General features: G+C 71.2%; 21 protein-coding genes. 16 read left to right on the top strand and 5 right to left on the bottom strand.

What is annotated here, in order from left to right:
• The first annotated feature begins 14 nt into the window (after positions 1–14).
• The 7 genes from dapA to BLT43_RS09560 all read left to right on the top strand — a co-directional run bounded on the left by dapA (position 15) and on the right by BLT43_RS09560 (position 6,276).
• Positions 15–890, top strand: coding sequence for a 4-hydroxy-tetrahydrodipicolinate synthase (gene dapA, locus BLT43_RS09590; protein WP_090112272.1), 876 nt, complete (start codon positions 15–17; stop codon positions 888–890).
• A 113-nt stretch (positions 891–1,003) separates the two neighbouring features.
• Positions 1,004–1,480 carry an SsrA-binding protein SmpB gene (gene smpB / locus BLT43_RS09585; RefSeq protein WP_090112271.1) on the top strand — a complete coding sequence of 159 codons (477 nt, stop codon included), beginning with the start codon at positions 1,004–1,006 and terminating at the stop codon, positions 1,478–1,480.
• Between the two features lie 124 nt (positions 1,481–1,604).
• On the top strand, positions 1,605–2,480 hold the full coding sequence (sseA, locus tag BLT43_RS09580; RefSeq protein ID WP_090112270.1) for a 3-mercaptopyruvate sulfurtransferase: 876 nt from the start codon (positions 1,605–1,607) through the stop codon (positions 2,478–2,480).
• 2 nt (positions 2,481–2,482) lie between these two features.
• Positions 2,483–3,667, top strand: a complete 1,185-nt coding sequence (locus BLT43_RS09575; protein ID WP_090112269.1) for an amino acid aminotransferase — start codon at positions 2,483–2,485, stop codon at positions 3,665–3,667.
• A gap of 335 nt (positions 3,668–4,002) precedes the next feature.
• Positions 4,003–4,752: a hypothetical protein gene (locus BLT43_RS09570; RefSeq protein ID WP_090112267.1), complete on the top strand. Its 750-nt coding sequence runs from the start codon at positions 4,003–4,005 to the stop codon at positions 4,750–4,752.
• The gene (locus BLT43_RS09565; protein ID WP_090112265.1) at positions 4,749–5,186 is read left to right on the top strand and encodes a phage holin family protein; all 438 of its coding nucleotides are present in this window, start codon (positions 4,749–4,751) and stop codon (positions 5,184–5,186) included. The genes BLT43_RS09570 and BLT43_RS09565 overlap by 4 nt, the downstream gene beginning before the upstream one ends.
• On the top strand, positions 5,179–6,276 hold the full coding sequence (locus tag BLT43_RS09560) for a DUF3618 domain-containing protein (protein ID WP_090112263.1): 1,098 nt from the start codon (positions 5,179–5,181) through the stop codon (positions 6,274–6,276). Before BLT43_RS09565 ends, BLT43_RS09560 begins: the two co-directional genes overlap by 8 nt.
• Positions 6,277–6,343: 67 nt before the next feature.
• Here the strand turns inward: BLT43_RS09560 and BLT43_RS09555 are convergent, their stop codons facing one another.
• Both BLT43_RS09555 and BLT43_RS09550 read right to left on the bottom strand, forming a co-directional pair.
• A complete protein-coding gene (locus BLT43_RS09555; RefSeq protein WP_090112261.1) occupies positions 6,344–7,693 on the bottom strand; it encodes an ammonium transporter in 1,350 nt (449 codons plus the stop codon).
• Positions 7,694–7,713: 20 nt separating this feature from the next.
• Complete coding sequence (locus BLT43_RS09550; protein WP_090112259.1) at positions 7,714–8,052, bottom strand: P-II family nitrogen regulator; 339 nt, start codon at positions 8,050–8,052, stop codon at positions 7,714–7,716.
• Positions 8,053–8,321: 269 nt separating this feature from the next.
• Between BLT43_RS09550 and BLT43_RS09545 the strand changes: the two genes are divergently transcribed.
• On the top strand, positions 8,322–10,544 hold the full coding sequence (locus BLT43_RS09545) for a transglycosylase domain-containing protein (protein ID WP_090112257.1): 2,223 nt from the start codon (positions 8,322–8,324) through the stop codon (positions 10,542–10,544).
• Position 10,545: 1 nt separating this feature from the next.
• Here BLT43_RS09545 and BLT43_RS09540 read toward each other — a convergent pair whose 3' ends face one another.
• Positions 10,546–11,088, bottom strand: coding sequence for a hypothetical protein (locus tag BLT43_RS09540; protein ID WP_207497483.1), 543 nt, complete (start codon positions 11,086–11,088; stop codon positions 10,546–10,548).
• Between the two features lie 196 nt (positions 11,089–11,284).
• Between BLT43_RS09540 and BLT43_RS09535 the strand changes: the two genes are divergently transcribed.
• The 6 genes from BLT43_RS09535 (at position 11,285) to BLT43_RS09510 (ending at position 17,190) form a co-directional block, all read left to right on the top strand.
• Positions 11,285–13,024 carry a type I secretion system permease/ATPase gene (locus tag BLT43_RS09535; RefSeq protein ID WP_090112255.1) on the top strand — a complete coding sequence of 580 codons (1,740 nt, stop codon included), beginning with the start codon at positions 11,285–11,287 and terminating at the stop codon, positions 13,022–13,024.
• Positions 13,021–14,325, top strand: coding sequence for an HlyD family type I secretion periplasmic adaptor subunit (locus tag BLT43_RS09530; RefSeq protein ID WP_090112253.1), 1,305 nt, complete (start codon positions 13,021–13,023; stop codon positions 14,323–14,325). The genes BLT43_RS09535 and BLT43_RS09530 overlap by 4 nt, the downstream gene beginning before the upstream one ends.
• 94 nt (positions 14,326–14,419) lie before the next feature.
• Positions 14,420–14,893 (top strand): RidA family protein, encoded by a 474-nt coding sequence (locus BLT43_RS09525; RefSeq protein WP_090112251.1) that lies wholly within the window; start codon positions 14,420–14,422, stop codon positions 14,891–14,893.
• Positions 14,890–15,666 carry a glycerophosphodiester phosphodiesterase family protein gene (locus BLT43_RS09520; protein ID WP_090112249.1) on the top strand — a complete coding sequence of 259 codons (777 nt, stop codon included), beginning with the start codon at positions 14,890–14,892 and terminating at the stop codon, positions 15,664–15,666. Before BLT43_RS09525 ends, BLT43_RS09520 begins: the two co-directional genes overlap by 4 nt.
• Positions 15,667–15,697: 31 nt before the next feature.
• A complete protein-coding gene (locus BLT43_RS09515; RefSeq protein WP_090112376.1) occupies positions 15,698–16,906 on the top strand; it encodes a GNAT family N-acetyltransferase in 1,209 nt (402 codons plus the stop codon).
• Entirely contained in the window at positions 16,903–17,190 is a 288-nt protein-coding gene (locus BLT43_RS09510) for a 4a-hydroxytetrahydrobiopterin dehydratase (protein WP_090112247.1), read from the top strand. The genes BLT43_RS09515 and BLT43_RS09510 overlap by 4 nt, the downstream gene beginning before the upstream one ends.
• A gap of 83 nt (positions 17,191–17,273) precedes the next feature.
• Here the strand turns inward: BLT43_RS09510 and BLT43_RS09505 are convergent, their stop codons facing one another.
• Positions 17,274–17,762: a peroxiredoxin gene (locus BLT43_RS09505; RefSeq protein ID WP_090112245.1), complete on the bottom strand. Its 489-nt coding sequence runs from the start codon at positions 17,760–17,762 to the stop codon at positions 17,274–17,276.
• A gap of 81 nt (positions 17,763–17,843) precedes the next feature.
• On the opposite strand from BLT43_RS09505, the gene BLT43_RS09500 reads away from it, so the two are divergent.
• Both BLT43_RS09500 and rsmD read left to right on the top strand, forming a co-directional pair.
• Positions 17,844–19,055 carry an NAD(P)/FAD-dependent oxidoreductase gene (locus BLT43_RS09500; RefSeq protein WP_090112243.1) on the top strand — a complete coding sequence of 404 codons (1,212 nt, stop codon included), beginning with the start codon at positions 17,844–17,846 and terminating at the stop codon, positions 19,053–19,055.
• Positions 19,052–19,612 (top strand): 16S rRNA (guanine(966)-N(2))-methyltransferase RsmD, encoded by a 561-nt coding sequence (gene rsmD / locus BLT43_RS09495; RefSeq protein WP_090112241.1) that lies wholly within the window; start codon positions 19,052–19,054, stop codon positions 19,610–19,612. The genes BLT43_RS09500 and rsmD overlap by 4 nt, the downstream gene beginning before the upstream one ends.
• Here rsmD and map read toward each other — a convergent pair whose 3' ends face one another.
• Positions 19,613–20,446 carry a type I methionyl aminopeptidase gene (gene map, locus BLT43_RS09490; RefSeq protein WP_090112239.1) on the bottom strand — a complete coding sequence of 278 codons (834 nt, stop codon included), beginning with the start codon at positions 20,444–20,446 and terminating at the stop codon, positions 19,613–19,615.
• Positions 20,447–20,490: the final 44 nt, after the last annotated feature.

Below are 20,490 nucleotides of genomic sequence, written 5' to 3'. Positions count from 1 at the left end.
CTAGGAAAAGCGTCATGTTCAAGGGATCGCTCCCGGCTCTCGTCACGCCGTTCGCCAACGGCCAGCTGGATCTCGAGACGCTGAAGAAACTCGTCGAATGGCACGTGGCGCAAGGCAGCCACGGCCTTGTGCCCGTGGGCACCACCGGGGAGAGCCCGACGCTGAGCCACGAGGAGCACGACATCGTCGTCGAGACGGTGGTCAAGACCGCCGCGGGCCGGATCCCGGTCATCGCCGGCGCCGGCTCCAACAGCACGGCCGAGGCGGTGCGCCTGGTCGAGGCCGCCAAGGCCGCCGGCGCCGACGCGGCGCTAGTGGTCACGCCCTACTACAACAAGCCGACCCAGCGCGGCCTCCTGGCGCATTTCCACGCCGTGGCCGAATGCGGCCTGCCGATCGTGATCTACAACATCCCCGGCCGCTCGGTCGTGGACATGAGCCCGCAGACCATGGGCGAGCTGGCGCGCCACCCGATGATCGTCGGCGTCAAGGACGCCACCGGCGACCTGAGCCGGGTGGCCAAGCAGCGCATCCATTGCGGCACCGACTTCCTGCAGCTCTCGGGCGAGGACGCGACCGCGCTGGGCTTCAACGCCCATGGCGGCCGCGGCTGCATCTCGGTCACCGCCAACGTCGCGCCGAAGCTCTGCGCCGAGTTCCAGGAGGCGACGCTGAAGGGCCGCTACGACACCGCGCTCGACCTTCTGGACCGGCTGATGCCGCTGCACGAGGCCATCTTCCTCGAGCCGGGCGTGGCGGGCGCGAAATACGCGATGAGCGTGCTCGGCCTGTGCCGCGACGAGGTGCGCTCGCCGCTGACCACGCCGCTCGAGGGCACCCGCCTCGCGATCAAGGACGCGCTGCGCCACGCCGGGCTGATCGGGCACTGAGCCCCGGCCGCCCCGGGGTCGCCCCGGCGCGACCGGGCCTCCGGCCCATCGGTGAAACGTCGAAAGGCAGCGGCGCGCTGGACTCGGAGCCGGCGCGTCCCTAGATCGGGCGCATGGCCAAGCAAGAGCAGAACAAGAACTACAAGGTGATCGCCGAGAACCGGCGGGCGCGCTACGACTACGCGATCGAGAGCGATCTCGAATGCGGCATCCAGCTCATGGGCTCGGAGGTGAAGAGCCTGCGCACCGGCCAGTCCAACATCGCCGAGAGCTATGCCAGCGTCGAGAACGGCGAGCTGTGGCTGACCAACGCCTACATCGCCCCCTACGACGCCGGCCGCACCTTCGGCCACGAGGAACGCCGCCGCCGCAAGCTCTTGGTCAAGGGCAAGGAGCTGGCGCGGCTGTGGAACGCCACCCAGCGCGAGGGCATGACCATCGTGCCGCTGGTGATGTATTTCAACGACCGCGGGCTGGTGAAGCTGAAGATCGCCGTCGCCAAGGGCAAGAAGACGGTCGACAAGCGCGCCACCGAGGCCAAGCGCGACTGGAACCGCCAGAAACAGCGCCTGCTGCGCCAGTCCGGCTGATCGGTTCCGGCTGATCGGTCGGGCGGACCGGCCCGGCCGCGCGCGCCGCCTGACGCCGCGGCTTGCACCCGCCGCCCCGCGGGTCTACTCAGTCGCCCGACGCAAGCGACCCGAGGAGACGCGCATGACCGTCGACGATCCCCGCACGCTGGTCTCGACCCGCTGGCTGGCCGAGCGTCTGACGGATCCCGATCTGCGCATCCTCGACGCCTCGTGGTACCTGCCCGATGCCGGCCGCGACGCCCGCGCCGAGCACGAGGATGCCCACATTCCCGGCGCCCGCTTCTTCGACATCGACGAGATCGCCGACCATCGCAGCGACCTGCCGCACATGCTGCCGCCGCCCGAGAAGTTCGTGTCGCGGCTGCGGGCGATGGGCGTGGGCGACGGCCACCAGGTGGTGGTCTATGACGGCGCCGGGCTGTTCTCGGCGGCGCGGGTCTGGTGGATGTTCCGCGCCATGGGCAAGCGCGACGTCGCGGTGCTCGATGGCGGGCTGCCGAAATGGCGCGCCGAGGGCCGCCCGCTGACCGACCGCCCCACCCTGCTGCGCGACCGCCACATCACCGTGGCCCCGGTGCGCGGCATGGCCGCCGACGCCACCGAGGTGGCCGCCGCGGTCAAGCTCGGCAGCGACCAGATCGTCGACGCCCGCGCGCCCGAGCGCTTCGAGGGCCGCGCCCCCGAGCCGCGCCCCGGCCTGCGCTCGGGCCACATCCCCGGCGCCCGCAACCTGTTCTTCCGCGAGCTGCTGCGCCCCGACGGCACGCTGCGCGACGAGGGCGAGATCCGCGCCGCCTTCGAGGCGGCGGAGATCGACCTCGACCGCCCCGTCATCACCAGCTGCGGCTCCGGCGTCACGGCGGCGGTGCTGTCGCTGGCGCTCGAGCGGATCGGCAAGACCGACCACCGGCTCTATGACGGCTCGTGGTCCGAATGGGGCATGTTCCCCGACCTGCCGGTGGAAACCGGCCCCGCCAGAGACAATTCCCAAGGATAGACATGTTCGAGCATCTCACCGACCAGCCGGCCGACAAGATCCTGGCGCTGATGGGCGCCTACAAGGCCGATCCGCGCGACGACAAGATCGACCTCGGCGTCGGCGTCTACAAGGACGCCGAGGGCCGCACCCCCATCATGCGCGCGGTCAAGGCCGCCGAGGCGCGCCTGCTGGAGCGGGAGACCACCAAGAGCTACACCGCGCTCGCCGGCGATCCGGCCTTCTCCGACGCGATGATCGACCTCGTTCTGGCCGACACGCTGCCGCGCGACCGCATCGCCGCGATCGCCACGCCCGGCGGCACCGGCGCGGTGCGCCAGGCCTTCGAGCTGATCGGCCGCACCACGCCCGAGGCCACGATCTGGGTCTCCGACCCGACCTGGCCGAACCACCTGTCGATCCTCAAGCATCTCGACGCCAGAACCCGCAGCTACCGCTATTTCGACCCGGCGAGCCGCGCGGTCGACATGGCCGGCATGATGGCCGATCTGGGCGAGGCGCAGCCGGGCGACGTGGTGCTGCTGCATGGCTGCTGCCACAACCCCACCGGCGCCAACCCGACCGCCGAGCAGTGGGACGAGATCGTCGCCACGCTCAAGGCGCGCCAGCTCGTGCCGATGATCGACATCGCCTATCAGGGCTTCGGCGACGGGCTCGACGCCGACGCGGCGGCCACCCGCCTCATCGCCTCCAGCCTCGACGAGGTGCTAATCGCGGCCAGCTGCTCGAAGAACTTCGGCATCTACCGCGAGCGCACCGGCATCCTGATGGCGATCGCCCGCGACGTGCCGCAGGCGCGCAAGGCGCAGGACAACCTCGCCTATCTCAACCGGCAGAACTACTCCTTCCCGCCCGATCACGGCGCCCGGGTGGTGAGCACGATCCTGACCGACCCCGAGCTGCGCGCCGACTGGCAGGCCGAGCTCGAGGAGGTGCGCGAGGGCATGCTGAAGCTGCGCGAGCAGCTCGCCGCCGAGCTGCGCCAGCTGAGCAATTCCGACCGGTTCGACTTTCTCGCCGAGCATCGCGGCATGTTCTCCCGGCTCGGCGCCAGCCCCGAGCAGGTGGCGCGGCTGCGCGACGATCACGGCATCTACATGGTCGGCGACAGCCGGATGAACATCGCCGGGCTGAACGCCAAGACGGTGCCGGTGCTGGCCCGCGCCATCATCGCCGCCGGGATCTGACGCCGCCGCAGGCTGCCACGGGCCGCCACGGGCCGCCACGGGCCGCCACGGGCCGCCACGGGCCGCCACGGGCCGCCACGGGCCGCCACGGGCCGCCACGGGCCGCCACGGACCGCCACGGACCGCTTCAGGCCGGCCGGAACGCAGGACGCCGCCCCACCCGGGGCGGCGTTTCGCGTTTCCACCCCTTGGTGCCGCTTGGTCCCGCGCCGCACCGACCACCCGCATCGCGAAACTTTTGTCCCGGCCCGTCGTTCTGGAGTCGAGACAGACCGACGGAGCCCGGCGCCCCTCCCCGCGCCGACCGCCGGCCAACGCGAATCAAGGAGGTCGACATGGCCAATACAGGCGAAACGCTGGACCAGCGTGCGAAGCAGGCGGCCGCCGATGCCAAGAGCGGCGCGGCCGAATTCGCGGACACCGCCCGCGAACGGGCCCGCGAGATGGCGGAAGAGGCGCGCGAGCGTGCCTACGAATACGGCCGCGGCTACAAGGACGAGGCCGCCAACGAGACGTCGAAGATCGCCGAGGCGCTGCGCAAGGCGGCCGACGACCTGCATGACGGCTCGCCGCAGGAGCGGGTCTTCGCCCGCCTCGCCGACGCGGTGGCCGACACCGCCGACAACATGCGCTCGATGGATCTCGACGACATGGCCTACGCGGCGAACGACTATGCCCGCCGCAACCCGGCGCTGTTCCTCGGCGGCGCGGCGCTTCTGGGCTTTGCCGCGGCGCGCTTCATGAAGTCCTCGGCCCGGCATGGCGAGCCCCGCATCGGCTACGCCTCGGACGGCCACGGCGTCGGCGGGCACGACCACCCCGACACCATGCCCGACGACTACGATGCCGACGACCGCATCGACCGCCCGGTGCCGACCTCCGAGCCAATGACCTCGAACGCCCCGAGCCCGGCGGCGCCGCGCACCACGCAGTCGACCGCCGCGCCGCAGCCCGGCGCCTCGACCGGCACGACCTCCGGGGCGGGCACCACCACCGGCGCGCCGAGCGGCATCGAGCAGCCCGACAGCAAGCCCGAAATTCCCGGCAAGCCGCAGCCGGGCGAGACCGGGGCCGTGAAGAAATGAGCCAGACCGACCCCCGTTTCGAGGATGCGCGCAACGCCGCACCGCGCGGCGAGGCGAAGTCCATGTCCGCCCTGCTCTCCGAGGCGATGAGCCATGTGAGCGGCCTCGTGCGCAAGGAGGCCGACCTCGCCAAGGCCGAGGCCCAGCGCGCGCTGTCGCGCGCCGGCATGGGCATCGGCCTCGTGGTCGCCGCCGTGGTCCTCAGCCTGACCGCGCTCGACGTTCTCGCCGCCGCCTTCGTGGCCTGGCTTGCCGAAGCCGGCCTCGGCGCGGGCCTCTCCGCCCTGATCGTCGGCGGCGTGATCCTCGTGATCGCCGCGATCCTCGTGAAGGTCGGACTGAACCGCATCAAGGCCGTGACCAACGCACCCAAGCGCAGCGCCGAGTCGATCCGCAAGGACGCCGCTGCCGTCAAAGGAGCCATCAATGACTGACACCACCCGTTCCCCCGAAGAGATCGAGCGCGAGATCGAGACCGAGCGCTCGGAACTGCAGCGCACGATCGACGATCTTCAGGAGCGCCTGTCGCTCGACGGGCTGATGCGGTCGGTGACCGACAGCCTGAGCGACAACGCCTCCGACATCGGCCAGACCGTCTCGCGCACCGTGCAGCGCAACCCGGTGCCGATCGCGCTGGTCGGCGCGGGCCTCGCCTGGCTCGCGGTCTCCAACGCCCGCGGCGGCGGCGACGACGAGCGCTATGCCGGCGAGGTCGACTATCGCGGCCAGCGCGACTACGCCCGCTCGGGCCGGCTCGGCGCCGACCCCTACCTGTCGCGCAAATACGGCACCGGCAAGATGGACGAGCCGCGCGGCCCGGTGCCCGGCGACATCGACGAGGATTCGCCCTGGCACGAAGAGCGCGGCCGCTTCGCGCGGATGCGCGGCAAGGTCGGCGGCAAGATGGCCGGCGCCAAGGGCCGCATGGGCCGTTACCGCGAGGAGATGCGCCGCCGCGGCACCGAGTGGGGCGCCTCGGCCCGGCAGATGCGCGAGCGCCTCTCCGACGGCACGCAGAACATGTCCGACGAGGGCCGCAAGCGCGTGATCGCCGCGCGCACCCGCGCCTACGAGGCGCAGGTGAAGGCCGAGTACTATGCCCGCAAGGGTCGCGACAGCGCGGCGGGCATGTACCAGGACCAGCCGATTCTGGGCGGGCTCCTGGCGCTGGCCGCCGGCGCCGCGGTGGGCATGATGCTGCCGCGCACCCAGCGCGAGGACGCCTATTTCGGCAGCTACCGCGACGATCTGATGGACGAGGCCTACCGCGTCTACAACGAGGAGCGCGCGCGGCTGGCCGACGTGGCGAAGACCACCGCCGAGGATGCCCGGCATCAGGCCGAGGATCTGGCGCGGCATGTCCGCGAGGACCTGAAGGACACCGCGACCGACGTGCAGGGCCGCGCCCGCGACGCCGCCCACCACGTGGCCGACACCGCGAAGTCCGAGGCCCAGAAGAAGGACGTGGGCGCCTCGGCGCAGGCCGAGGCCGAGAAGGCCAAGCAGAAGGCCGGCCAGTCCTGATCCGGCCATCCCGGAACGACGAAGGGGCGCCCCGCGGGGCGCCCCTTTTGCTTGCGATCGGTCCGGATCAGGCCGGGGTGAAGTCCGGATAGGCCTCCATGCCCAGCTCGTGCATGTCGAGACCGGTCATCTCGGCTTCCTCGCCGACCCGGATGCCCATCACCGCGCGCAGCACCAGCCAGACCACGAGGCTGACCACGAAGGTGAACACGCCGACGATGACGATCGGGACGAGCTGGCCCAGGAAGGTCGCGTCGGAGTTGGTGAACAGCACCGCCATGGTGCCCCAGATGCCGCAGAACAGGTGCACCGGGATCGCGCCGACCACGTCGTCGATCTTCATCCGGTCGAGCATCGGGATCGCGAAGACCACGATCACGCCGCCCACCGCGCCGATCAGCGTGGCGCCGCCCAGCGTCGGGGTCAGCGGCTCGGCGGTGATCGAGACGAGGCCCGCCAGAGCGCCGTTCAGCACCATGGTGATGTCGGGCTTCTTGTAGAGCAGCTGCGTCAGGATCAGCGCGGCGATCGCGCCGCCGGCGGCCGCGGCGTTGGTGTTGGCAAAGATCCGGCCGATATCGGCCACGTCACCCACGGTGCCCATCGCCAGCTGCGAGGCGCCGTTGAAGCCGAACCAGCCCAGCCACAGGATGAAGGTGCCGAGCGTGGCCAGCGTCAGGTTCGAGCCGGGCATCGGGAAGATGCGGCCGTCCTTGTACTTGCCGATGCGCGGTCCGAGCACCAGCACGCCCGCCAGAGCCGCCCAGCCGCCGACCGAGTGCACCACGGTCGAGCCGGCGAAGTCGAGAAAGCCCCACTGGCTGTCGAGGAAGCCGCCGCCCCATTTCCAGCTCGCCTGGATCGGGTAGATCAGGCCGGTGAGCACGATGGTGAAGATCAGGAAGGGCCAGAGCTTGATCCGCTCGGCCAGCGTGCCCGAGACGATCGAGGCGGTAGTCGCGGCGAACATCAGCTGGAAGAAGAAATCGCCCGAGGTGGCGGCGTAGCCGTAATCGTCCGCGCCGTCGCGGCCCACGCCCACGGTCTCGAGCACCGCGACGCCGAAGGCGCCGAGATAGCCGCCGGTCTCGTCCGAGCCGATCGACCAGTTTCCGAGCGGATACATGAGGTTGTAGCCGATCAGGTAGTACATGAGACCGGCGAAGGAGAACAGCGAGACGTTCTTCATGCACTGCATGGCGACGTTCTTCGAACGCACGAGGCCGGCCTCGAGCATGGCGAAGCCCGCGGCCATCCAGAACACCAGGAAGCCGCCGATCAAAAACAGCAGGCTGTTGAGGATGAAGGCCGTGTCGGTCGCGGCCACGACGCCGGGGCCGGGGCCGGCCGCCTCCTGCGCCAGGGCCGGCAGGCCGATGAGCGCCGCCGCGGCGGCAAGGGGGATGGTTCGTTTCATTGGGGTCTCTCCTTGTCGCTTCAGAGCGCGTCGTCGCCGGTCTCGCCGGTGCGCACCCGCAGCGCGCTGTCCATGTCGAGCACGAAGATCTTGCCGTCGCCGATCTTGCCCGTGCGGGCGGTCTCGGTGATCGCCGCGACCACCGGCTCGACCAGCGCGTCGGGCACGGCGACCTCGAGCTTGACCTTGGGCACGAAGTTCACGGCGTATTCGGCGCCGCGGTAGATCTCGGTATGACCGGACTGCGAGCCGAAGCCCTTGATCTCGGTCACCATCATGCCGCGCACGCCCTGGGCGGTGAGCGCCTCGCGCACCTCCTCGAGCTTGAACGGCTTGATCGCTGCGATGATGAGTTTCACGTCGAATCCCCTGTGGCCTCGGTTCGGCTGCGGCCCCGGGCGGGCCGCGACTGCTGCAGGAAGAGGCAGAGATTGCCTTGGCGGCAACGAATCCGGCATCGCGACCGCCCCCGAATCCGGGCCGATTGCACAATTTCCGCGCAAAACGGCCCGACCGCCCGAATCTTGGGCGGCATAAAAAAGCCGAGACCGGGATTCCCCTCACCTCAACATTCCGCCGCGATGCGGCTATGGTCCGGCCAATCAACAAGGGAACGAGTGGCAGGACGATGAGCGCGAGCAACGGCAGGAGGCCGCCCCTGACCGCGGACCGGCGCTATGGCAAGCCGGCCGGGCAGGCGAACGGCACCGCGGGCGGCAGGAGCGGCGGCGGCGGCAAGACCCCGCGCGCGGCGAAGCCCGCCCGCAAGGCGCGCCGGACCCGGACGCCGCGGCGGCAGCCGCGCGGGCCGCTGGGCTGGCTCGCGGCGCTGGTCTCGGGCCTCATGCGGCTGGTGCTGCGGATCATCTGGGGCGTGTCGTGGCGCGCCGGCCTCGCGCTCGGCATCGTCATCGGCCTCGGCGTCGCCTACTACGCCGCGCAGCTGCCGCCCGTCACCGATCTGGTCGACGGCCGCGCCCGCGGCTCGGTCACGCTCTTGGACCGCGAGGGCCGGACATTCGCCACGCGCGGCGACCAGTTCGGCGGCATGGTCACCGCCCAGACCGTCTCCGAGGATCTGCGCGACGCGGTGATCGCCACCGAGGACCGCCGCTTCTGGTGGCATCCGGGCGTCGACCCGCAGGGCATCGCCAGCGCCATCCGCATCAACCTCTCCGAAGGCCGCGGGCCGCTGTCGGGCAACGGCGGCTCGACCATCACCCAGCAGACCGCGAAGCTTCTGTGCCTCGGCCGGCCCTTCGACCCGGAGGTCTGGAAGAACGAGGCCGAATACGAGGCCGACTGCCGGCGCACCACGCTGTGGCGCAAGGTGCAGGAGGCGGTCTACGCGATGGCGATGGAGGCGCGCTACACCAAGGAGGAGATCCTGACGATCTACCTCAACCGCGCCTATCTCGGCGCCGGCACCCGCGGCTTCGAGGCCGCGTCGCAGCGCTACTTCGCCAAGCCGGCCGGCACGGTCGGCCCGGCCGAGGCGGCGATGCTGGCCGGTCTTCTGAAGGCGCCCACCACCTACGCGCCGACCAACAACCTCTCGCGCAGCCAGAACCGCGCCAACGTGATCGTCGGGCTGATGGAGCAGCAGGGCTACCTGACCGCGGACGAGGCCGCGCAGGCCCGCGCCAACCCGGCCGGGCTCGCCGACGGGGCCGACCAGCGCACCGGCGGCTACTTCGCCGACTGGGTGATGGACACCGGGCCCGAATTCTTCACCCGCGACACCACCGAGGACGTGGTGATCCGCACCACGCTCGACCAGCGGGTGCAGGCCGCGGCCGAGGAGGCGCTGGTGCGGGTGTTCGAGGAGCGCGTGAGCCCCGGCTCAGAGGCGCAGGCGGCGATCGTGGTGATGGGCGCCGACGGCGCGGTGCGCGCCATGGTCGGCGGCCGCAACATCGAGGCCGCCGGCGCCTTCAACCGCGCCACCCAGGCGCTGCGCCAGACCGGCTCGGCCTTCAAGCCCTTCATCTACGCCGCCGCGCTCGATCTCGGCATGCGGCCCTACGACCTGGTCGAGGACAGCCCGCTGACCATCTCGATCCCCGGATCGGGGCCGTGGTCGCCCGAGAACTACGACCGGCAATATGCCGGCATGGTCACGCTGACAGAGGCGCTGGCCCAGAGCCGCAACATCCCCGCGGTGCGGGTCTCCGAGCAGGTCGGGCGCGAGAACGTCCGCACCGTGGCCTCGATGTTCGGCATCGACAGCGACCTCGCCGCCGGGCCGGCGCTGGCGCTGGGCGTGTCGGAAAGCACGCTGCTGGAGATGACCGGCGCCTATGCCGGCATCCTCAACGGCGGGTCATCGGTCGAGCCCTACGGCCTGGTGGAACTGCGCCTGAAGGGCGACGACACGCCGCTGATGGGCACCGGCGGCGGCATCGGCGAGCGGGTGATCGGCCAGCAGGCCGCGCAGGAGCTGGTCTACATGATGAGCCGCGTCGTGGCCGCGGGCACAGGCGGCCGGGCGCAGATCGACGGCTGGGAGGTGGCCGGCAAGACCGGCACCACACAGGGCGCGCGCGACGCCTGGTTCGTGGGCTTCGCCGGCGACTACGTGGCCGGCGTCTGGATGGGCTACGACGACAACCGCCCGCTCACCGGCGTCACCGGCGGCGGCCTGCCGGCGACGATCTGGCGCGAGGCCATGGCGCGGGTGCTGGCCGGGGAGGCGCCCAAGCCGCTGCCGATGCGCCGGCCCGAGCCGCCGCAGCCGGACATGCCGCCGCAGACCGTCTCCTCGGGCGACCTGAGCGCGCCGGTGCAGCAGAACGAGACCGAGCAGCACCTGCTCGACGTGCTGAGCAACATCCTGGGCGGCGGCAACTGAGCTAGCCGGCCTCCTCTCCGGGGTCGAGCTCGGCCTCGCTGCCCGCCGCGCCGCCGGCGGCCGGCGTGGCGGGCCCGTCCCCGGCGGGCGCGATCACCAGCGGCTGCTCGGTTCCCGGCAGCACCACCAGCGGCAGCACGACGCGCGGCGCCTGCGCCGCCGCGGCGGCGACGCTGCCGGGCGGCGGACAGGGCGCGTAGCGGAAGGCGTAGCCGTCCCACAGCATGATCAGCCCCTCGCCATCGGCGGCGCGCATCAGCATCGCCCGCTCGCTCCACTGCATGTCGCCCGCCTCGCAGCGCATCGTGTAGAGCGTCGCCTCCATGTCGACCACGTCGACGGGGCGGGTCATGCGGCACTGGCTGCCGATTCCCTCGAACAGGTCGTCCTCGATCCTGAGAACCCCGCCCTCCTCGCCGACACGGCCGCAATCCGAGCCGGAACCGGGCCGGTAGAGGCCGTCATAGGGCGAGGCGGCGGCCGTTCCGGCCGCGAGGCCGGCAAGGCACAGCCCGCGCAAAATATCGCAGATCTGCATGGTCATGCAGAAAAAGTTAGGATTCTTCGCCGCAGGGTCCAGACTGGCGGCGGCGCGGATGGCCAGAGCACCGGCTGTCCTTTGCCGACGATGCGTCATTTTTGCTACACCCCGTGACCCGGCTGGGATATTGAGCGCGGGTCATTCTCATCCCACCCGAGGCCCGGCCGGGCCGATCCCAGCGAGCGGAGGCTAGGATATCATGAAACGCGACGCGGCCACGACCGGCGCCGCCGAGTTGCGGGCCGCCCGCAACCGCAATGCCGGGCTGTTCTGGGCGGTCGGCATCTTCAGCCTGATCGTCAACCTGCTGATGCTGACCGGCCCGCTCTACATGCTCAACGTCTACGACCGGGTGCTCGGATCGCGCTCGGTGGCGACGCTGGTGGCGCTGACGGTGCTGGTGGTCTTCCTCTACGCGATGATGGGCCTTCTGGACCTCGTGCGCGGCCGGGTGATGAGCCGCGTCGCGGCCCGTTTCCAGGCCGCGCTCGACGAGCGCGTCTTCTCGGCGGCGCTGCGCGCCAGCTCGGGCGGCCGCGCCCGCGCCGAGGCCGCCACCGCCCAGCGCGACCTCGAATCGGTGCAGAAGCTGCTCGCCTCCCCGGCGCTGATGGCCAGCTTCGACCTGCCCTTCGCGCCGGTCTTCTTCTTCGGCATCTTCCTGTTCCACCCCTGGCTCGGCCTGCTCGGCCTGGGCGGCGCCGCGATCCTCGTCGCGCTGGCACTGTCGAACCAGATGATGTCGCGCCGCCTGCTCGAGGACAGCAACTCGGCCAGCTTCCGCTCCGAGCAGCTCGGCGGCCAGATCCGCGGCGATGCCGAGATGATCCAGGCGCTGGGGATGCGTGGCGCCGCCTTCGGCCGCTGGAACACCGCGCGCCGCCGCTCGCTCGAAAGCTCGATCGGCGCGACCGACACCACCGGCGGCTTCAGCTCGGTCATCAAGGCGTTCCGACTGCTGCTGCAATCGGCGATGCTCGGCCTCGGCGCCTATCTGGTGCTGCAGGGCGAGATGACCGCCGGCGCGATGATCGCCGGCTCGATCCTGCTCGGCCGGGCGCTGGCGCCGATCGAGATGATCGTCAACCAGTGGCCGCTGTTCCAGCGCGCCCGCGAGGGCTGGGGCAAGCTGTCCGAGCTTCTGGGCGAGGTGCCGCCCGACGCGCCGCGCACCAACCTGCCCCGGCCGGCGGCGCGACTGGCCTGCGAGCAGGTCACCGTGCTGCCCCCGGGCGAAAGCCAGGCGGCGCTGCGCATGGTCAGCTTCCGGGTCGAGCCGGGCCAGGCAGTCGGTGTGATCGGCCCCTCGGGCGCCGGCAAGTCGACCCTAGCGCGGGCGCTGATCGGGTTGTGGCGCCCCGCCGCCGGCAAGATCCGCCTCGATGGCGCCAGCCTCGACCAGTACGACCCCGACGTGCTCGGCTCCTATATCGGCTACCTGCCGCAGCAGATCACCCTGTTCGACGGCACCATCAAGGAGAACATCGCCCGGATGTCGCTCGAGCCCGACGACGCCGAGGTGGTGCGCGCCGCCCGTGCGGCGGCCGCGCACGAGATGATCCTCAAGCTGCCCGACGGCTACGACACGCAGGTCTCCTCGAAGGGCGGCCGCCTCTCGGGCGGCCAGATCCAACGCATCGGCCTCGCCCGCGCGCTTTACGGCGACCCGCAGGTGCTGGTGCTCGACGAGCCGAACTCCAACCTCGACAATGACGGCAACGCCGCGCTCAACGCGGCGATCCGCGATGCCAAGGCGCGCGGCAAATGCGTGCTGATCATGGCCCACCGCCCGGCGGCGATCCAGGAATGCGACCTGATCCTGATGATCGAGAACGGCGGCCGCCGCGCCTTCGGCCCCAAGGAGGAAGTGTTGCGCGAAATCGTCCAGAACCACCGCGAGATCGCGGCCTCGGCCGGCCATGGCGGGGGTGTGTCGTGAAGGGCCCCGTCCAATCCGCATGGTCCGCCGCCGGCCCGCTGATCGCCGGCTTCCTCGCGCTCGTCGTGCTGCTGGGCGGCTTCGGCAGTTGGGCCGCGCTCAGCCAGATCTCGGGCGCCGTGGTCGCCTCGGGCCGGATCGAGGTCGACCAGAACCGGCAGGTGGTCCAGCACCCTGATGGCGGCGTGGTCGAGGAGATCCTCGTCGACGAGGGCGACGAGGTCGAGGCGGGCGAGCTGCTGATCCGGCTCGATTCCGAGACGCTGCGCTCCGAGCTTGCCGTGGTCGAGGGCCAGCTGCTCGAGGTGCTGGCGCGCCGCGCCCGGCTCGAGGCCGAGCGCGACGACGCCGATGAGCTGCAGTTCGACCAGCTGCTGCGCGAGACCGAGAACCCGGTCGCGCCCGAGCTGATGGAAGGCCAGCGCCGGCTGAACGAGGCGCGGCGCGAGAGCGAGGCCCAGCAGGCCGAGCAGCTCGCCCGCCAGCGCGAGCAGATCGAGGACCAGATCGTCGGCATCGAGGCCCAGCAGGAGGCCACCGACCGCCAGCTCGAGCTGGTCGAGGAAGAGCTGGCCGACCAGAAATCGCTGCTCGACCGCGGGCTGGCGCAGGCGACGCGGGTGATCGGGCTGCAGCGCGAGCAGGCCAACCTGCTCGGCCGGGTCGGCGAGCTGAAGGCCAGTGTCGCGCAGGCGCGCGGCCGCGTCTCCGAGCTCGAGATCGAGATCCTGCGTCTGGCCTCGACCCGCCGGCAGGAGGCGATCAGCCAGCTGCGCGACCTGCAGTTCAACGAGATCGAGCTCAGCAACCGCCGCCGCCAGCTGCTCACGCAGCTCGACCGACTCGACATCCGTGCGCCGGTGGGCGGCGTGGTCTACGGCCTCGAGGTCTTCACCCCGCGATCGGTGATCCGCGCCGCGGAACCGGTGATGTACATCGTCCCGCAGGACCGGCCGCTGGTGATCTCCTCGCAGGTTCTGCCGACCGACATCGACCAGCTCTTCGTCGGCCAGGAGGTGGTGCTGCGCCTGCCCGCCTTCGACCAGCGCCGCACGCCCGAGTTGACCGGCGAGGTGGTGCAGATCTCGGCCGACGCCTTCCAGGAGGAGGGCAGCCCGGTCTCCTACTACCGGGCCGAGATCCGGCTGGCCGAGAACGAGGCCGAGCGCCTGCCCGAGGACATGACGCTGATCCCCGGCATGCCGGTCGAGGCCTTCATCCGCACCGGCGAGCGCACGCCGCTGGCCTATCTGGTCAAGCCGCTGGCCGACTACTTCGCCAAGGCGTTCCGGGAGGGCTGATGCCCCCCGGAGCGTCCGGCATGCGCCCCGCCGATTGCCCCTCCGGCCGCGCCGGTCTAGCGTGCGCGCGAACCCTTCGCAGGAGGAGAGACGGATGGGCGAGCTGACGCGGATGATCGAATCGAAACTGGCGGAAAAGGGCCTGTCGCTGCCCGACGCGCCGAAGCCGGCGGCCAATTACGAGCCCTTCGTGATCGAGGGCGGCCTGCTCTACGTCTCGGGCCAGATCGCCGCCGGCCCGGACGGGCTGATCACCGGCCGGCTCGGCGACGGCATGACCACCGAAGCGGGCGCGAAGGCCGCCCAGGCCTGCGCGCTGTCGATCCTCGCCCAGGCGAAATCCGCGCTCGGCGGCGATTTCGACCGCGTGGCGCGGCTGGTGAAGCTGACCGGCTTCGTCGCCACGACGCCCGACTTCACCGAGCAGCCCAAGGTGATCAACGGCGCCTCCGACCTGATGGTCGAGCTGATGGGCGAAAAGGGCCGCCACGCCCGCTCCGCCGTCGGCGTGGCCGCGCTGCCTTTGGGCGTCGCGGTCGAGATCGAGGCGGTCTTCGCGCTCGCATGAGCCGCCCCGCCCCCGCCCTGCCCGAGGCCTTCCTGCAGCACCCGATCGCGCATCGCGCCTTCCACGGCGCGGGCCGGCCCGAGAACTCGCTCTCGGCGGTGCGCGCCGCCGTCGAGGCGGGCTACGGCATCGAGATCGACGTGCGCAGCTCCTCGGACGGTGCGGCGATGGTGTTCCACGACGCCGATCTGGAGCGGCTGACCGGGCTCTCGGGCCCGCTGGTCGCCCGCGAGGCCGCGGCGCTGCGCACGATCTCCCTGATCGGCAGCGCCGACACCATCCCCACCCTGCGCGAGGTGCTCGACCTCGTGGCCGGGCGGGTGCCGCTGCTGATCGAGATCAAGGATCACGACGACGCGCTCGGCCCCAATGTCGGCGCGGTCGAGGCGGCGGTGGCGCGCGACCTCGAAGGCTATTCAGGCCCGGTCGCGGTGATGTCCTTCAACCCGCATGCCGTGGCCGAGATGGCCCGCCTCGCGCCCGATCTGCCGCGCGGTCTGACCACCTGCGATTTCGCGCCCGAGGAGTGGCCCGAGCTGCCGCCCCGCCTCGCCGACCGGCTGCGCGAGATCCCCGACTACGAGAATCTCGGCGCGAGCTTCGTCAGCCACGACGTGCGCGACCTCGACCGGCCGCGGCTGGCCGAGCTGAAGGCGCAGGGCGCCGCGCTGCTGTGCTGGACCGTGCGCGACCCCGAAACCGAGGCCGCCGCCCGCGCCACTGCCGACAACGTGACCTTCGAGGGCTATCTGCCGCGCCCCCCGGCATCTTGACCGGGGCGGCCCAGATGCCAGTTTGGCGCGCATGAGCCAGACAGACACCGACCCGGACGGCGATCTGATCGAGATCACCGCCCATGCCAGCCTGCGCGACATCGCGGCCGCCGACTGGGACGGCTGCGCCTGCCCCGAGGCGGGCGATGGCGGCCGCCCGCGCGACCCCTTCACCACGCATCGCTTCCTCGCGGCGCTGGAAGACAGCGGCTCGGTCGGGCCGGGTACCGGCTGGCAGCCGCGCTACCTCACCGCCCGCCGGGGCGGCGAGCTGATCGCCTGCGCGCCGCTCTACGCCAAGGGCCACAGCCAGGGCGAATACGTCTTCGACCACGCCTGGGCCGACGCCTACATGCGCGCGGGCGGCGACTATTACCCCAAGCTGCAGGTCGCGGTGCCCTTCACCCCGGTGGCCGGGCGGCGCTTTCTCACGAAACCGGGCCACGAGGTCGAGGGGCTCTCGGCGCTGGTGCAGGGCGCGGTGCAGGTCGCGGCGCAGAACCAGCTGTCGTCGCTGCACGCGACCTTCTGCTCGGAGGCCGAGGCCGTGGCGGGCGAGCGGATGGGGCTGATGCGCCGCACCGGCCAGCAATACCACTGGCTCGACCAGGGCTACGGCGATTTCGACGGCTTCCTTGCGGCGCTGTCCTCGCGCAAGCGCAAGACCATCCGCCGCGAGCGGCAGGGCGCGGCGGCCTCCGGGCTCGACGTCGCCTTCCTGACCGGCGACGAGTTGCAGCCGCATCACTGGGACGCGGTCTGGGCCTTCTACCAGGACACCGGCGCGCGCAAATGGGGCACGCCCTACCTGACCCGCGAGTTCTTCGAGATCGCGCACGAGACGCTGCGCGACGACATGCTGCTGATCCTCGCCTCCGACGATGACCGCCCGGTCGCCGGCGCGCTGAACCTGATCGGGCGCGACACGCTCTACGGCCGATACTGGGGCGCGCTCGAGCATCACCCCTTTTTGCATTTCGAGCTGTGCTACTATCGCGCCATCGACTGGGCGCTGGCGCATGGCCTGACCCGGGTCGAGGCCGGCGCGCAGGGCGAGCACAAGCTGGCGCGCGGCTACCTGCCGGTGGCCACGCATTCGCTGCACTGGATCGCCGATCCGGGCTTTCGCGACGCCGTGGCGCGCTACCTCGAGGCCGAGCGCGCGGCGGTGGACGAGGAGATCGAGGTGCTGACCGGCTACGGGCCGTTCCGGCGCACGCAGATGGAGGACCAGGAATGAGCCAGCCACTCGACGAAGCGGGCCGCGCCACGCTGAAGGCCGCCGGTTGGGAGACGGCCGAGGATCGCGACGCGGTGACCAAGACCTACGGCTTCGCGAATTTCGTCGAAGCCTTCGGCTTCATGACCCGCGCAGCCCTCTGGGCCGAGAAGCTGAACCACCATCCCGAATGGTCGAACGTCTACAAGACCGTGACCGTCACGCTCACCACCCATGACGCGGGCGGGCTGACCGATCTCGACGCCAGGCTCGCCTCGAAGATGGACAAGCTGGCGGAGAGTTGAAGCAAAACGGGGGCCCGAAGGCCCCCGCGCGGCACCCGGCCCATGCCGTCGGGCCGAGTATTTGAAGAGTGAAGTGGCAGGACTCAGATCGCCTCGACCATGCTCTCGCCGCCCGAGAGGTCGCACAGGCCGGGATGCTCCTCCTGCTGGAACACCCGCACCTCGCCATCCTCGGCCATCAGCGCGTAGCGCTTGGAGCGGCGGATGAAGCCGCGCTCCTTGTTGGTGAACGCCATGCCGATGGCGGCGGTGAAGTCGCAATCGGCGTCGCCCAGCATGGTGATCCCGGCCGCCGTGGCGCCGGTGTCCTGGCCCCAGGCCTTGAGCACGAAGGGGTCGTTCACGGAGACGCAGATCACCTCCGCGACGCCCTTTTCCTTCAGCGCGTCCATGTTGCGCACGAAGCTCGGCACATGCGCGGTCGAGCAGGTGCCGGTATAGGCGCCGGGCAGGCCGAAGATCACCACCTTGCGGCCCTTGGCGAGTTCGCCCAGCGCCACCTGTTCCGGCCCTTCCGCCCCCATCCGCAGCAAGGTCGCCTCCGGAAGCCTGTCGCCAGCCTTGATCGTCATCCGTCTCTCCCCTTTCGAGATTGCGGTCCGTGGCCAGCGATATAGGTTGCCGCGGGTCTAAGGAAGCAAGGAGCGGACGCGATGTCGCATGTGGTCGTGATCGGGGCCGGGCAGGCCGGGGCCGCGCTGGTGGCCAAGCTCAGGGGCGAGGGCTTCGAGGGCCGGATCACGCTCGTCGGCGCCGAGACCGCCCCGCCCTACCAGCGCCCGCCGCTCTCCAAGGCCTACCTGCTGGGCGAGATGGCGCGCGAGCGGCTCTTCCTGCGGCCCGAGAGCTGGTACGCCGAGCATGATGTCGCGCTGCGGCTCGGCGCACGGGCCGAGGCGATCGACCCCGCCGCCCGCCGCGTCACCCTGCAGGACGGCGAGACGCTCGACTACGACGCGCTGGCGCTCTGCACCGGCGCGCATCCGCGCCGCCTGCCGGCGGCGATCGGCGGCGACCTGCCCGGCGTGCTGACCATGCGCGACCTCGCCGATGCCGACCGGCTCTCGCCCGAGATGGTCGAGGGCCGCCGCCTGCTGGTGGTCGGCGGCGGCTATATCGGCCTCGAGGCGGCGGCGGTGGCGCGCAAGCGCGGGCTGGAGGTGATCCTCGTCGAGACCGCCGAGCGCATCCTGGGCCGGGTCGCGGCCCCCGAGACCTCGGCCTACTTCCGCGACCTGCACGCCCGCCACGGCGTCGAGATCCGCGAAGGCTGCGGGCTGGAGCGGCTCTTGGGCGAGGACCGCGTGACCGGCGCGCGGCTCACCGACGGCACCGAGATCGCGGTGGACTTCGCCATCGCCGGCGTCGGCGTCGAGCCCGCGACCGGGCTCGCGGAGGCCGCGGGCCTCGCGCTCGAGAACGGCATCCGCTGCGACCGTCACTGCCGCACCTCCGACGAGCGCATCTGGGCCGCGGGCGACTGCGCCTCGCTGCTCTGGGGCGACGCGCGGGTGCGGCTGGAAAGCGTCGGCAACGCCATCGACATGGCCGAGGCCGCCGCGCTGAACATCATGGGCCGCGACGTGGAATACCGGCCCCGCCCGTGGTTCTGGTCGGACCAGTACGACGTGAAGCTGCAGATCGCCGGGCTGAACGCCGGCTGGGACGCGGTGCATGTCCGCCCCGGCGCCACGCCAGAGCAGTGCTCGCACTGGTACTACCGCGGCGCGACGCTCATCGCCGTCGACGCGATGAACGACAGCCGCGCCTACATGGTCGGCAAGCGGCTGATCGAGGCCGGGAAGTCGCCCGACCCCGCGCAGGTGGCCGACCCGTCCGTCGAGTTGAAGGCGCTCCTGAAGTGAGGATCGTGGCCGGAACCCATCGCGGCCTCGCGCTCGCCTCGGTCGGCAAGGGCGACGCGGGCGCGCATCTGCGCCCCACCGCCGACCGGGTGCGCGAGAGCCTGTTCAACGCGCTTTCGGGCGGCCGCTACGGCGATCCGCTCTCGGATGCCGTCGTGCTGGACCTCTTCGCCGGGACCGGCGCGCTGGGGCTCGAGGCGCTGTCGCGCGGCGCGGCGCGGGTGACGCTGGTCGATGACGGGCGCGTGGCAGGCAAGCTGATCCGCGAGAACATCGCCAAGATGCGGGTCGAGACCCTCGTGACGCATCTGCGCTGCGACGCCACCCGCCTGCCCGCGACCGATGCGCCGGCCACGCTGGTATTTCTCGACCCGCCCTACGGCAAGGGGCTCGGCGCCCGCGCGCTGGCCTCGGCCGTGGCGGGCGGCTGGGTCGCGCCCGGCGCGCTGGTGGTCTGGGAGGAGAACGCGCCGCAGCCCGCGCCCGAGGGGTTCTCCCCCCTCGACACGCGGCGCTACGGCGACACCCATGTCACGCTTCTGGAGCGCGACGGCTGATCAGATGTCCCAGGTCGGGTGAAACCGGTCGGCGGGCGACAGCGTGAAGATCTCGCAGCCCTGCGCGGTGATGCCGATCGAATGCTCGAACTGCGCCGAGAGCGACTTGTCGCGGGTCACGGCGGTCCAGTCGTCGGCCAGCACCTTGGTCTCGGGGCGGCCGAGATTGACCATCGGCTCGATCGTGAAGAACATGCCTTCCTCCAGCACCGGGCCGGTGCCGGCGCGGCCGTAATGCAGCACGTTGGGCGGCGCGTGGAACACCCGGCCGAGACCGTGGCCGCAGAAGTCGCGCACCACCGACATCCGCCGCTCCTCGACATAGGTCTGGATCGCGTGGCCGATGTCGCCGAAGGTGTTGCCGGGCTTGGCCGCCTCGATGCCGCGCATCAGCGCGTCATGCGTCACCTGGATCAGCCGCTCGGCCTTGCGGCTGAGCTTGCCGGCCACGTACATCCGGCTGGTGTCGCCGTACCAGCCGTCGACGATCACCGTGACGTCGACATTGAGGATGTCGCCGTCCTTCAGCTTCTTGTCGCCCGGGATGCCGTGGCAGACCACGTGGTTCACCGAGATGCAGCTGGCGTGCTCGTAGCCCTTGTAGCCGATCGTCGCGCTCTTGGCCTCGGCGCGCTCGATCATCTCGGTGATCATGCGGTCGATCTCGCCGGTGGTCTGGCCCGGCACGACATGCTCGGCGATGTCGTCGAGGATCTGCGCGGCCAGCCGGCCGGCGCGGTTCATCCCCGCGAAATCCTCGAGGTCGTGGATCCGGATACCGTCACGGGTCAGTCGACCCTTGCGTTCGTCGGCGGCGCGCTCGTCCAATGTCATCACCTGTTCCTTCTGTCCCCTCCGAAATAGGCCCTCGGAGCGCG

Source organism: Limimaricola pyoseonensis (assembly GCF_900102015.1).
Classification (GTDB): Bacteria; Pseudomonadota; Alphaproteobacteria; order Rhodobacterales; family Rhodobacteraceae; genus Limimaricola; species Limimaricola pyoseonensis.
Note: the sequence above shows the minus strand (reverse complement) of the source record. Positions and strands in the feature narration are given on the sequence as shown.